The organism is Paraburkholderia sp. GAS333 (assembly GCF_050435665.1).
GTDB lineage: Bacteria > Pseudomonadota > Gammaproteobacteria > Burkholderiales > Burkholderiaceae > Paraburkholderia > Paraburkholderia fungorum_A.
The window spans coordinates 694893-708938 of the sequence record NZ_JBNDKS010000003.1 but is presented as its reverse complement, the minus strand read 5'-3'; the positions used below and the strand labels follow the sequence as shown (position 1 = coordinate 708938).

Below are 14046 nucleotides of genomic sequence, written 5' to 3'. Positions count from 1 at the left end.
AACAGGGCGATTTAACGTGCAACGCTATAACCGATTCGCGCGATCCAGCGGTGCTGGTTGTAATCGAGAATGTCTTCGCCATAGCCGGTAAAGAACCCGACCCACAGGAAGCCGCCCCACCGGCTGTTGATCAGCTTCGACAATGGATAGGTGAATTGCGTGTCGACACTGCCGTACGTGGACTTCATCCCCTTTCTCAAGGTCGTAGCGAGTTGCCAGCCGTCGTTGCTGCCGTACTTGATCAGCAGGTCCATATAGCCGCGATAGTCGGCAATGTCGTGATTCTCGCCGGCGATGTGAGCATAGAAGTAGACCTTCGGCGAGACAGTCAGATGGTACGTATCCACATCGCCGAAGTCCCATGTCGGGCGCACAAAAAATATGTCGATACCGCGCGATTCGGGACCATCGCGGCCGTTCGATTCGTGCTCGTAACCGGCCATGATTCCCATCTTGCTGAACCACGAACTCTTCCAGCCAGTGTCTGACAGGTAGTAGAACAACTGAGGCATGTAGCTCGTGTCGCGGAAAGGCGCGGAGTACTCGCCGAGATCCCACAATGAGGTCTGCGTATAACCAAAATACAGGTTGTCGACGAAGCCACGCGATCTCGGATCATCCGGTATGACCATCCGGAATTTGAAGCTCAACTGGAATTTCGCGAGATTTTCTCCATTCGAGCCATCGGCAAAATACATGGGTTCGAAAGTAGAGAGACGGCTGACGAGGAAGCTGTTCAGGTCCGGTCCCGACGATTTCGCCGCAGCGGAACCAGCGGAAAGCGAAGCCGCTGTGACCGGCGCCTGAGGCACTGTCGTTGCTGCCGACACATCGCCCTGCGTGCTTTCCGCAGAAGCCAGTGCTTCTGGTTTCGCGGAGTGGGGCGGCCGCGTGAGCAGGACAAAAGACGGTGACACGTCGAGTCCGGGCACGTCGATCTTCATCGCGCCGCGGGCCCAGTCGGGCCATTGGCCGCTGTAGCGGATCGCTTTGAGTTCGCCGTTTGCCAGCTTGAGGTGATCTGGCGCGCCGCTTTCGCGTGTGAGCGCCAATGGTTTGGGCGTGATGTCAGTATTACTGATTGCGACGTTCAGCTCTGCAGGAACGTTGACTTCGGTGCCGTCCGGTTGATCGCCGGAATAAACGATTGTCACTTCAAGCGGTTTGCTGGAGACCGCTTCGCGCGGCGGACGCAATACCGAAACGCCCGCGACACCATAGACGGGATAACCCGCGCAAAGCATCAGAACGCCAAGGCTTATAGATAACCGGGATAAACGCGAGCCGCGTTCGCTGACTACCGGAATGCTGTCCTTCTTTACCCGAGACATCAATTGATTCCCCACGCGGAACTCCCATTGGTCTACGAATTAAGTCGCTGTGAAACGATAACGTCAAAGCGCGATATTGGGTGAAAAAAATTAGGGTACACGCAGGGGTCGAAACGGAAGCAAAGCTTGACAACGCTGAATCAGCGGAAGAATGCGAGGACGTTGCTGAAGGCGTTAGCGGCAGGTTGTGGTCCACAAATAACGGCCTGGCTATTGATTGAAATCCTCTCAAGGTTTTTACGCGTATCGAACCCGCTAATCGCGATGGTTGATTGTTAAATCCCATCCCTGAAAATTCGACCGGTGCAACGCGCAAAAAAAGCAAAATGGTGAGTTACCCGTTGCATTTCTGCAACGGGTAACTCACCGTACAAAAACTTGTTTATCCGCACTACATCCAGGCGCTTTGTCATTCCGATGAATGGCTTTGTGATGTTCCACTTTCCTCATTTCATTCATGCGAACGCACGAATTTCAGGCGATCCAGGATTAAAAAAAGCTTGCAAATGAAGCTGCGGCTCTGGTAGTTACACGCGCGGAAATAGCTGTCTTTCCCCTTCGAAATGAGAAATTCTGTTCGGTCTTCTCAGTGTTTTCCATTGCTCAAAATTGTCGCGGGAGCCGCCTCGTGCGGGTGTTTCGAGGCATCGCCGTTTTTTAAGATTCCTTTAAGTGGAGGCAACTACATTACGCTTCCTTCACGTCAAACACCGCAACAGTACCCACATATGGCCACTAAAAAACAATGGCGCGGTAGCGCTGCCGCTTGCGTCGTGCTCGCGCTCGCAGGTGGCTATGCGATTAGCCACCGCGGCGCCGAAGCATCGGCGAGCGATGTTCACAGCGATCACGTCGCCGTGAGCGCCCCCACCGCAACCGCTGGCGCGCGCGCGTCCACCCCGGACTTCTCCGGCATTGTGTCTACCTATGGGGCTGCGGTGGTGCACATCGGTGCAAGCCATGCGGCTTCCCGCGACGAAAACGGCGAAAGCAGCGGCGGCGGAGAGGCTCTCGGCTCGGGGTTCATCATTAGCCAGGACGGTTATGTCCTGACGAACAATCACGTTGTCGATGGCGCGGACAAAGTGACCGTCAAGCTGACGGATGGCCGTGAATTCCGCGCCCAGGTGATCGGCACGGACAAAACGTCCGACGTCGCGGTGCTGAAAATCGGCGCGTCGAATCTGCCGACCGTGAAGATCGGCGATCCTGCCAATAGCAAGGTCGGCGAGTGGGTGGTCGCAATCGGCTCGCCGTACGGCTTCGACAACACGGTGACGTCCGGCATCATCAGCGCGAAGTCCCGCACGTTTTCGGACGATAGCCCGATCCCGTTCATTCAAACGGACGTGCCCGTCAATCCGGGCAATTCGGGCGGCCCGCTGTTCAATCTGAACGGCGAAGTCATCGGCATTAATTCGATGATCTATTCGCGCACGGGTGGTTTCCAGGGGCTGTCGTTCGCCATCCCGATCGATGCGGCGATGCACGTGAAAGACCAGCTCGTCAGCACCGGGCACGTGAGCCGTGGCCGGATCGGCGTGGGCGTGCAGCCCGTTACCGAAGAACAGGCGAAGTCGCTCGGCCTTGATACGACGCGTGGGGCGCTGGTCGGCTCGATCGACCCGAGCGGTCCCGCACAGGCGGGCGGGTTGCGCCAGGGCGATGTGATCGTCGGCGTGAATGGCGCGCGGATCGACAGCACGCGCGATCTCATTGCGCAGGTTTCGCAACTCGCGCCCGGAACGACCGCGACGATCAACGTATGGCGTAACGGCGGCGAGCATAAGCTCGCGGTGACGGTGGGTGAGCAGTCTGCCCAGGTCGCATCCGCCGAACCGCGTATGCAGCGGAACCCGGATCAAGGCCAGGGCCGAAGCCAGGACCAGTCGCGTCCGCGCCTCGGCGTCGCGGTGCGGCCGCTGACGGCGGACGAACGGCAGGAAGCGTCGCTGCCCGGCGGCGTGGTCGTGCAACAGGCCACCGGTCCTGCTGCTGCAGCAGGCATTCAGGCTGGCGACATCATCGTCGCAGTCGACGGCACCGTGATTCGCAACGTCCAGCAACTGAAGCAGATCATTTCACAGGCCGACGACAGCGTATCCGTCACCGTGGTTCGTGATGGCGAGCAAGCCTCGGTCTCCGTCAATCTCGGCTGACATATAGCCGATTCATGCGGCGCGCTCCGATTCGAGCGCGCCGTTTGTCGTTTACGGCGAATCGGGTCCACCGCCCAGCGCGACGTAGAGCGATACGCCATTCTGCAATGCCGTCGCGCGAAGCTGGATCAATTGCTGTTCGGCGGCGAAAAGACTGCGGCGTGCATCGACGACTTCCAGGTAGATCGAGATGCCATTTTCGTAGCGCAGCTCGGCGGTTTCCGCGAGCAAACGCTGCGCTTCGATAGCGTGCTCCTGCGCGGCGATCTGTTCCGTATAGCGCTGCCGTGCAACCAGAGCATCGGATACTTCGCGAAACGCCGTCTGCACGGTGCGCTGATAAGTTGCCACCAGTTCGTCGTGCCGCGCGCGTGCCTGAGCGAGTTGAGCCGAACGCTGACCCGCATCGAAAATCGGCATGCCGATAATTGCGCCCATCGACCACGCCTGTTTTCCCGGCACAAAAAAGTCGCTGAGTTCCGACGACACATAGCCGAAGCTGCCCGTCAGCGAAATGCGCGGAAAGAAGTCGGCGCGCGCAGCACCGATGTCGGCGTCGGCGGCACGCAGTTGCTGTTCGGCCTGCAGAATGTCCGGCCGATTGACGAGTAGCGCGGAGGGCAGGCCAGGGTCCAATGCACCGAATTGCGCGGCATCCGCAATCGACGACGCGTGCGGCAATTCATTGTCCAACGGGCCGCCGATAAGAACCGTCAGTTGATTCCTCTGCTGCGCGGTGGTTCTCTGCAATTCCGCAAGCTGGGTCTGCGCCTGCGTGACGAGAATGGCGGCCTGCTCATAATCGACCGACGACGTGACGCCCGCATCGAGACGAAGCTTCGCGACATCCAGCGCGTACTGGCGGCTTGCAACGGTCCGCTCGGCCAGCTCGATGCCTTCTTCTCCCGACCGGATCGCGTAGTAGGTCGCGGCCACATTGCCGATCAGCGATAAGCGGAATGCACGCTGAGCTTCTACCGTAGCCAGATATTGACGGCGCGCGCTTTCGCTCAGATTCCGGACACGTCCCCAGAAATCCAGCTCGAATGTGGCGACGGCAGCCTGCACGTTGTACTGATTGAATTGAACCGACACGTCGGTATTGTCGAATTCGGGATCGATCGAGCCGAGCGGCGCTTTCGTGCGGGTAGCGCTGCCGTTCACGTTCACTTGCGGCAGGCGTGCAGCATTCTGGATGCGATAAAACGCGCGGGCCTGCTCGATACGCGCCGTCGATGCCACGAGATCGCGGTTACGTTGTAATGCTGTCGAGATCAGCAACTTCAGTTGGGGATCCGCGAAAAACGTGTCCCAGTCCACCTCTTTCGCGAGATGCGCCTGTTCGAGGCTCCCGGTAGGAAACGTGTCGAAATGATCGGCCACCGGCAGATCGGGCTGACGATACGGCGGCGCGAAATTGCACGCGGCCAGCATGCCGCAGACGAGCGGAATCAGCAGACGCTTACGCATCGCGTGGCCCTCCGCCTGGTTCTTCGTTACCCACTTCGGGCGCGGACAGATCGTCGTCGGGTTCCCGATTGCGTTTCTTGCGACTCAGCCAGCGGCGAGCGGCCACATAAAACAGCGGTGTAAAGAAGATACCGAACAGCGTCGCGGTGAGCATGCTGCCCATCACGCCGGTGCCGACCGCGCGCCGGCTCGCTGCTCCAGCACCGGTGGCGAGCACGAGCGGCATCATGCCGAGCACGAAGGTGACGCTTGTCATCAGAATCGGACGCAGACGCTGTTGCGCGCCGTTTTTCGCGGCCGTGATCGCGTCAGTTCCTTCGGATTCCTCCTTGATCGCGAACTCGACGATCAGAATCGCGTTCTTCGCGGCGAGCCCGATGATGGTCACCAGCCCGATGTTGAAGTACACGTCGGCGGACAGCCCGCGCATCATGGTCAGCAATACCGCGCCGATCACGCCGAACGGAATGATCAGCAGCACTGCGGCCGGAATCGCCCAGCTTTCATACAGCGCGGCCAGCAGCAGGAACACGACCACCAGCGACAAGCCGAGCAGCAAGCCGATCTGGCCGCCCGCCTGTTTCTCTTCGAGCGCGGTGCCGGTCCATTCGTAGGTGAGATTGCCGGTCAATATGTGCGACGCGATGCGTTCCATTTCGGCGATCGCCGCGCCGCTCGACCGTCCCGGCGCAGCCTGACCCGACAGCGTGGCGGAAGGGAAGCCGTTATAGCGTTCGAGCTGCTGCGGACCGGAGATCCAGCGAATGCGGGAGAACGCCGAAAACGGCACCATCTCGCCGCGATTGTTGCGAAGCCGCAGCGCGCTTACGTCTTCCGCGCGCATTCGTTGCGCGGCGTCGGCCTGGATGAATACTCGCAGCACGTTGCCTTCGAAAACGAAGTCGTTCACATAGTTCGAGCCGAACGACAGCGCCAGCGCCTGGTTCACCTGCCCAATCTGCAGCCCCAGCGCACGCGCCTTCACCCGGTCGATTTCTACATAGAGTTGCGGCGCCTCGGGCATGCCTTCCGGCCGCACGCCGGCCAGAATACTGCTCTGCGATGCCTCGATCATGATTCGCCGCGCGGCCAGTTGCAGTGCGTCGCCGCCCACGCCGCTGCGATCCTGAATCTTCATCGTGAAGCCGGTTGCGGTGCCGAGGGACGGAATAGGCGGCGGATCGAGCGCGAAGATGATCGCTTCAGGAATCTGGCGGACCGCGCCATTGACGCGGCGAACCAGCGCGCTCGCAGAGTTATCTTCGCCGGAACGCTCGCCCCACGGCGTCAGATCGACAAACGACAACGCCGCCGATTGTCCCTGGCCGAAGAAGCTGAAGCCCGTCACCGAGGCCACGTTGCGAACCTGCGGCTGGGTTCGCAGGAACGCTTCGACCTGATCGACGGCCTGCCGTGTGCGTTCCTCGGTGGACCCAGGTGCGCCGGTGTAAGTGATAAATATGTGGCCCTGATCTTCGGTCGGCAGAAATCCGCCGGGCAGGCGCACGAAAAGAAAGCCGGTGATCACGCATGCGACGACAAAAACGAGTAGCCATCGCAGCGGCCGCTTCAGCATCGAATCGACGCCGCGAATATAGCGGTCGGTGCCCGCGCCGAGGCCGCGATTGAATCCGTCGAATACACGATGCAGCATTCGTGACGCTGGATTCTTCGGCGCCGCGCGATCAGCCGTTTCGTTGCGCAGCAGCGCCGCGCATAACGCTGCGCCGAGCGTGAGCGCGAGCACGGTCGACAGGATGATCGACACGGCCAGCGTGACGGAAAACTGCCGGTAAATGCCGCCGACCGAGCCCGGAAAAAAAGCCATCGGAATGAACACCGCGACCAGCACCAGTGTGCTCGCGATCACCGGGCCGGTAATCTGGCCGACCGCCTTCACGGTCGCGCGCGGCGCACTGAACCCCTCTTCGCGCATGATCCGCGCGACGTTTTCGACCACGACGATCGCGTCGTCGTTGAGGATACCGATCGCGACCACCATCCCGAACAGCGACAGGATGTTGATCGACAGGCCGAACAGGTAAAGCCCAGCGCAGGTGCCGATCAGCGCGACCGGCACGACCAGCGTCGGGATCAGCGTGGCGCGCCAGTCCTGCAGGAACAGGAACACGACCACGGTGACGAGCAGCAGCGCTTCGATCATCGTGCGGATCACGCTGTGAACCGACGTGTTGATGAACGGCGTGGTGTCGAACGGCACGGTCCAGACGACGCCGCGCGGGAATGTCGGCTGCAGTTGGGTCATGCGCGCGCGCACGGCGTTGGCGACGGCCAGCGCGTTCGCGCCGCTCGCCAGCTGGATCGCGATACCCGCCGACTCCTTGCCGTTGACGGTCAGCCGGTTGCCGTAGCTGTCGTTGCCGAGTTCGACTCGCGCGACGTCGCCGAGCCGCACCGTCGAGCCGTCGGGATTCGCGCGCACGATGATTTCGCGGAATTGCTCCGGCGTCGAGAAGCGGCTTTGCGTGACGATTTGTGCGGTGAATTCGGACCCGGCGGCGTTGGGCTGGTCGCCGAGTCCGCCGCCCGCCGTCTGACTGTTCTGCTCCTGCACCGCCGACAAAACCTCGCTCGCCGACAGCCCGAAGCCGGTCAGCTTGCGCTGGTCGAGCCAGATCCGCATCGCGTACGACGAGCCGAATAGCTGCACGTCGCCGACCCCGTCGATCCGGCGCAATTCGTTGACGATGTTATTCGACGCGAAGTTGCCCATCGCGACCGCGTTGGTCGCGCCGTCGGTGGTCTGTAGCGCGAGTAGCATCAGGAAGCCGGTCGACGCTTTCGTGACGGTCACGCCAAGCTGCCGCACTTCGAGCGGCAGCCGTGGTTCGACCCGGCTCAGGCGGTCCTGAACCTGGGTCCGCGCGATGTCGAGGTTGGTGCCGGGTTTCAGCACCACGGTGATCTGCGCGGTGCCGTTCGAGCGGCTGATCGACGACATGTACAGAAAGTTCTCGATGCCGTTCATCTCGTCTTCGATGATCGACGTGACGCTGCGCTCGAGCGTGCGCGCGTCGGCACCGCTGAACACGGCCGAGATGTTGAGGGAGGGTGGCGCGACATCGGGATACTGTTCGACCGGCAGAAGCAGCACCGCAATGCCGCCGAACAGTACCGTGAAGAGTGCGATGACCCACGCGAAGACGGGGCGGGAAACGAAGAATCGATTCATCGAGCCGCCCTCAGCTGGCGGCAGAAGCGGGAGCCGGGGCCGTGGCTGGCGCCGTGGCCGCTCCAGGCGTCGGCGCGGGGCGCGCCTCGACATGCTGGCCTGGCTGGACCTTCTGCCACCCGTCGACGATCACGCGCTCGCCTGGCTTCAAACCATCGCGGACGGCCCACTGTGCTTCGCCCTGTTCGCCGAGATCGATGTTGCGATGAACGACCGTGCCGTCTTCCGCGACCAGCGAGACGCTGGCCACGCCGCCGTCCAGCTGCACCGCGCGTTCGGGGATGCGAATGCCCTGATGATTGCCCGTCGTGATGATGCGTCCCCGGACGAACTGGCCTGGCAGCAGCGTGCGCGACGGATTGGCGAAGCGGGCCCGCACAGTCTGCGTGCCGGTAGAGGGATCGACGACCAGGTCGGCGAAATCCAGATAGCCGAATTCGTCATAGATCTGACCGTTGGCGAGCACGAGCTGCACCTTGACTTGCTTCATGTCGACGGCTTGGCGCGTGCCGGACTGGATCTGCTGCTCGACGTCGAGCAGAGCAGTGTTGGACTGCGTGAACACCGCGTTGATTGGCGTTAGCTGGTTGACCTCGGTCAGAAGTGTCGCCGCGCCCGCGCTGACGAGCGCGCCCTCGGTGACTTGCGCGCGGCCCACGCGGCCGGCAATCGGCGTGGTGACCGTGCAGCGGTCGAGCCGCAATTTGGCCAGTGTGACCGCCGCATTGGCATCGGCGACGCTCGCCTGCGCCTGCTGCATGGTCGCAAGCGCCGCGTCGTATTCCTGCGCGCTGACCGCATGGCGACCGACCAGCGGCTGGAAGCGCGCCACCACTGACGCCGCGTTGTCGCTGACGGCTTTGGCGCGCGTCAGCGCGGCTTGGGCCTGCTGCAACTGCGCGCGATAGTCGCGAGGATCGATCTGAAATAAGGGCGTGCCCGCCGGCAGGTCGGTGCCTTCCTGATACAGCCTACGCTCGACAATTCCGTCGACGCGAGCCCGGATCTCCGCCGAACGGACCGCTTCGATCCGGCCAGGCAACTCGACGACATCGGCAATCGATGAGGCCACGACGGTCACGACCGTGACAGGAACCGGCGGTATGGCCGCGGGTGTGTCCTGCTTGTCACCGCATGCGGCGGCCGTAAGCGACAAGCCGAGGATCAGAAACGAAACGACACGACTACGCAGGCTGGATGCAGGGCAGGGCAAGAGAAACTCCTTGGTCAAGGCACTCTTTTTTTGCGCTTCAAATCGGCTACGGTCTTACGGTCGGCGGTATTTAATGTTTGTTGTGCGGGTTTGCAAAGCATCTTGCGACGCTGGACATTTAACCCGTTTGTCAAAATCCCGACCGCTGCTGCGAATGAGCAGGCGAGAAGCGGGAAGTTGGCGGATCAAGTCTAATCGAAATGATTGAAGTGCGGTATACGGAGGCGGGGCGGCAAGTCGCTTCGGCTTGTCTCTTTTGTTTTCGCCGATGGTGCCAGATAGTGGGCATTGATCTGGATGGCGAGTCTTTTTGTCATAAGTGGGCGGGCCGAATCTTACGCTTTCATAATGGGCACGATTGACCGCCAGCGAGTAAAAGCGACATTTGTAATCCTAATTAAGTCGCTCGTTGAGCGCGGTTATAAACAGCGAGAGTGCTTCGCTCGAAAGGATGTGCGGTCTCGCACGGATGCGCGTGCGAGACCGGTGTGCAATGCGGGTATTCAGCCAGAAAACGGCCACCCGGGTTTCAGATGGCGCTCACAACCTGGCGCAATCAGCCTACGCTTTAGGCTCGCTCGGAGACTGCGGCTGCGTCGCGGCAGCAGGAATCAGCAGCACGGGCAGAGTCGCCTGGCGCACGCAACGTTCGGCGACGCTGCCGAGAATCAGGCGCTGAAAGCCGCGCCGGCCATGCGTGCCCATTACCAGCAAGTCGGCCTTGAAGTCGGTCGCTGCATTGAGCACGACCGCCGACACGTCGTCGAGCGACGACGCTTCGCCAACCGCGAGTTCGCCTTTCACGCCTTGCTCGATCATGGCTTTCGCGAACTCCGCGCCCAACTCCTTGCCTTGTTCGATCAGACGGTTGCGCAGCACGGACGGATCGTAGCCCGGCGCTTCAAAATACATCGGCGTGTTTTCGACGACATAGAACGGCTGGAGTACAGCGTTGTTGGACTTCGCGAGATCGAGCGCCGCGTCGAATGCGCGCCGTGAGGTATTGCTGCCGTCGACCGCTACAAGAATGCGTGTGTACATATCAACTCCGCGTCTGGAAAAACCGGATGCCGTGGCCGCTTTGTGCGCTGGGTCGTTCCGTGCGCTCAACGCTTTCCGGCGACCAGGCCCATTGAACTTTTATACCAGCGAAGCTTAGATGATTGCCGGAAAAGATGCATTCGGCAGGATGTCAATCAAACTCTTGTCAAATTCGTGGACGACACACCATTGCCCGGCATGCCCAGTCCACCGGCGTCTACGAGATATCGTGGAATCCATAGTGCATATCTCTGATGAAACCGGCAATGGGTTGGCCTTACAATTAAGCTCTACCCAGACAAGTTTTAGCCCGCTGATGAACGAGCGCAGAACCACGGGCCTGCCCGAGAAGATTTACGGCGACATCCTCAATCGCATTCTCGAAGGCGAGTACAAGGAGGGCGAGCGACTGCCGACCGAGCACGCGCTGGCCGAGCGTTTTGCGACGTCGCGGCCCACTGTGCGGGAAGCGTTGGCGCGTCTGCGGGCGGACGGCATCATCATGACGCGCCACGGTTCGGGCACGACCGTCGCGCGCCGGCCCGACCCTGACGTGCGCCGCTTCGCGCCGCTGGAGACGCTGTCGGATATTCGTCGTTGCTACGAATTCCGCATGGTGACCGAGGCGGGCGCGGCGGGGCAGGCCGCGCTCAAAGCCGATTCCGACGACATCGCCGCGATTCAGCACGCGTGGCACGAACTTGAGCAGATCATCGAAACGCAAGGCATCGGCACGAAGGACGACTTCATGTTCCACCTCGCGGTGGCGCGCGCGTCGAAGAATCCGTTCTTCATCACGATGATGTCGTTTATCGAAGAGCAGATTCTCTTCAGCATGAATTTGTCGCGCAACCTGTCGCTGGTCAAGACGGTGGAGCGGCAGCGGCTCGTTCAGGCTGAGCATTGGGCGGTGCTCGACGCGATCCGTCGCGGGGATGCGCCGGCAGCTTCGGCGGCGATGCGGACGCACCTGGAAAATGCGCTTGAACGGATGTTCGGCTCGTGATTTTTTCGCTTCCCGACTGGATGCGGTGTGACGTGTAATTCGGTTCGGTGACAATTCCGCCAACATACTGATTTGGCGTTTCGCGACAAAACATCAGTGTTCTAGTGCACTACGCATCGCCATAAAGCGGCAATTCTGGCGACCCGCAGTGCAATGCAACTAACTGGCAATCAGCGCAACGAGGTCAAGCTCGCACGTTGATTGATGCCTAATGTGCAACTAACGGCAATTAAGCTGCGACCGCTATCGGCCCGAACAACGAGGTCATTGTCTTCGGACTCACCGCGACGTTCAGCGCAACCGCCCGCTCGACGCCGATCTGCAAGGGTGCTCCGAGACGGCTAATGTCGATGCCGGTTCTACGCAGCAGTCGCTCAATCGGCGTGGTCGTCACGGTGACGTAGTCGGTGATGCCCATGCGTTTTGCGAACAGCATGACTTCCTGGATCGCGTGAATCGTCATGTCCGTGAAGCCGAAAGACTGTTCCTCGCCACCTGTTTCGATCGCAAAACGGCTCAATTCCCAGATGTGCCGCCCGACCGGGGCCTGCGCGCCATGCAGCAATTGCGGAAACGTGTCCTTCAGCATGTTTGGGCCTTCTGTCGGCATCAGTCGCCAACATCCGCGTAACTTTCCGTCTTCGCCCTGTATCAGCATGTAATAGGGGCCGAGCGCGTCATATCCGTCGATTTCCATGCCCGCGATGGTCGGGATTTCCCAGCCGAGCCGCCCGTGAAACACCCGGGCCCGTAGCCGGTACATCTCGTTGATGTCCGAGTTATCGAATTCCTGACGCATTCCAATCCGGATTGCTGTTTGCATGACGTTCTCCTGAACGAGTGGGGGGCCAATGTCAGGAAAACTTATGCATTTTGAATCGATCTGCCACCTACCTACCTGGATAGGTGCGCATGCTTTTCGGATATCGCAGAATTCGAACCAGCAGCGTACTTAACCGACAGGGCTCGAAAATGGAACTTCTCGAAAATCATTGGCAACCGCAAACCGGCCTCCAAACGCGCCCGGCGGAGGCATCCTCGGCGGTGGATCGCGTGCTGATCATCGCTTATCGCAAGAAGAAAAAAGAAAGCCAACGCCGCTTCTGGGCGCGCTTTGGCGTCACGCAGTCGCGTGGCAGCCGATTCGAATCGGGCGCTGAGATTCCGGCGCCGGTGTCGATTCTGCTCGGCCTGTATTTCACCAAGACCGTTTCCGACGCCGACCTGGGCCGTGCCGAGCGCGTGCTGTACAGCCGCGACGCGGCAGCCTTCCTCAACCCGGGTCAATAAGTCCGAGCTGGGCGGCTATCACGGCGGCCGCCCGCCGCGAATTCACCCCGAATTTGGTCCTGATGTTCTTCATGTGGAAGTTCACCACGGCTTCCGAACAATTCAGGATCTGGGAGATTTCCCAGGTGGATTTGCCGCGTGCGGTCCATTTCAGACACTCTCGTTCGCGCGGCGTGAGCTTGGGCAGCAGGGTTTGCGCGTGCGTATCCAAATGACGCTGGCTGGTGTCCACCACCAGGTCGCGTAATAGCACCAGATTCGGCAACGTAGCGTTCACGTGACGGCGGAATGCGTCCGTCGGCGCGCTATCGTTGACGAAGCACATCATTCCGGCTTCCTGGTTCGGTCCGTGAATCGGCACCGTTACCCCGGCGCGCAAACCGTAAGAGCGCGCCTCTTCATACATCGATTGCTGTGGTCTGGTCGAGAAAATATCCGGCGACCAGATCAGCGGTGCAGTGCGTGACATGCAGTGATCGACGGTGGGGTCGATATGAACCAGGCCGTCCTTGTCATACGTCTTGCGCCAGTCCGGTGCGTAGGTGCTGCGGATATAGGCGTCTTCCAGACGCATGGTCGGACGCGGCAGCATGGCGACCAACAGCCTATCGAATCCCCATGTCTCGGCAAGGCCCGTGATGGCACCGAGCCATTCCGCTTCGTCGGCGGCGTCCAGCAGCGGTGCCATCTGCTCGATAAAATGTAGCGACAATTTTTTGACTCTCTCAGGCTCGCAAACATCCCGTTGCGGTTAATTGTGGCAGCCATTCATCCGGCCGCTTTTAGCTCCACAATTTATCACTAAAAATTTTTCCGCTGCGCCAGAGGTACGCCCTGACGGCAGGGCGACGCCAACGGCTCCCTCAGGAAAAGAACGAATTACTATCGATATCCGCTTCGTGGCGCAATTGAGATTTCCAAAGCGCTGAAACGGATAATTTTCTTGTGGCTGTTATTCAATCGACAGTATTTATTTTAAATTCCCTGGCGTGAACCGCTTCCGTCGATGGCGGCCCAAGTCACGTTGCCCCATATTGTCATACAAAAATGACGATTCACACTTGTGTGGCTCGGTGAGCGTCACATTAAATCCTGCGAGACGTGCCCACTTTGTAGTTGTTTGACAACATCGCGACGCCGATGCGACTTCGATCGCCCGGTCTTTGGCCGATTCGAGGGCGTTTTGAGCGAATCCCCGTTCAGCGATGGAGGGTTCACCGCGCCGCGTCGTGACACTGCTGCATTCGCTCAGATAAGGCAACGGCTCAACCGCCCAGGCTCTAAGCGAAACCTCCAGGTCGCTCGAAATCGTGCGCGACGACATCTCGCTGATCCACGTGCTG

The 14046-nt window shown here is 60.3% G+C and carries 10 protein-coding genes; 3 read left to right on the top strand and 7 right to left on the bottom strand.

Annotated features, from left to right (window positions below; genetic code table 11):
- Positions 1-11: 11 nt before the first annotated feature.
- Entirely contained in the window at positions 12-1331 is a 1320-nt protein-coding gene (locus tag ABH945_RS18875) for a phospholipase A (RefSeq protein ID WP_429251516.1), read from the bottom strand.
- A gap of 728 nt (positions 1332-2059) precedes the next feature.
- On the opposite strand from ABH945_RS18875, the gene ABH945_RS18870 reads away from it, so the two are divergent.
- Positions 2060-3490: a Do family serine endopeptidase gene (locus ABH945_RS18870; RefSeq protein WP_429251515.1), complete on the top strand. Its 1431-nt coding sequence runs from the start codon at positions 2060-2062 to the stop codon at positions 3488-3490.
- 51 nt (positions 3491-3541) lie between these two features.
- Here the strand turns inward: ABH945_RS18870 and ABH945_RS18865 are convergent, their stop codons facing one another.
- From ABH945_RS18865 to ABH945_RS18850, 4 genes are all read right to left on the bottom strand, one after another.
- Positions 3542-4960, bottom strand: a complete 1419-nt coding sequence (locus ABH945_RS18865; protein ID WP_429251514.1) for an efflux transporter outer membrane subunit — start codon at positions 4958-4960, stop codon at positions 3542-3544.
- A complete protein-coding gene (locus ABH945_RS18860) occupies positions 4953-8153 on the bottom strand; it encodes a multidrug efflux RND transporter permease subunit (protein ID WP_429251513.1) in 3201 nt (1066 codons plus the stop codon). Before ABH945_RS18860 ends, ABH945_RS18865 begins: the two co-directional genes overlap by 8 nt.
- Positions 8154-8163: 10 nt before the next feature.
- A complete protein-coding gene (locus ABH945_RS18855; RefSeq protein ID WP_429251512.1) occupies positions 8164-9366 on the bottom strand; it encodes an efflux RND transporter periplasmic adaptor subunit in 1203 nt (400 codons plus the stop codon).
- A gap of 561 nt (positions 9367-9927) precedes the next feature.
- Positions 9928-10407: a universal stress protein gene (locus ABH945_RS18850; protein WP_074770299.1), complete on the bottom strand. Its 480-nt coding sequence runs from the start codon at positions 10405-10407 to the stop codon at positions 9928-9930.
- A 316-nt stretch (positions 10408-10723) separates the two neighbouring features.
- Here ABH945_RS18850 and ABH945_RS18845 point away from each other — a divergent pair, with 316 nt between their 5' ends.
- Positions 10724-11413: a FadR/GntR family transcriptional regulator gene (locus tag ABH945_RS18845; RefSeq protein WP_074770297.1), complete on the top strand. Its 690-nt coding sequence runs from the start codon at positions 10724-10726 to the stop codon at positions 11411-11413.
- 229 nt (positions 11414-11642) lie between these two features.
- On the opposite strand, the gene ABH945_RS18840 is transcribed toward ABH945_RS18845, so the two are convergent.
- Entirely contained in the window at positions 11643-12236 is a 594-nt protein-coding gene (locus ABH945_RS18840; RefSeq protein ID WP_429251511.1) for an acyl-homoserine-lactone synthase, read from the bottom strand.
- A gap of 149 nt (positions 12237-12385) precedes the next feature.
- Here ABH945_RS18840 and ABH945_RS18835 point away from each other — a divergent pair, with 149 nt between their 5' ends.
- Complete coding sequence (locus ABH945_RS18835) at positions 12386-12703, top strand: hypothetical protein (RefSeq protein ID WP_074770293.1); 318 nt, start codon at positions 12386-12388, stop codon at positions 12701-12703.
- On the opposite strand, the gene ABH945_RS18830 is transcribed toward ABH945_RS18835, so the two are convergent.
- Positions 12687-13391 (bottom strand): helix-turn-helix transcriptional regulator, encoded by a 705-nt coding sequence (locus ABH945_RS18830; protein ID WP_429251510.1) that lies wholly within the window; start codon positions 13389-13391, stop codon positions 12687-12689. The two genes, ABH945_RS18835 and ABH945_RS18830, sit on opposite strands and share 17 nt — an antisense overlap.
- Positions 13392-14046 lie beyond the last annotated feature (655 nt).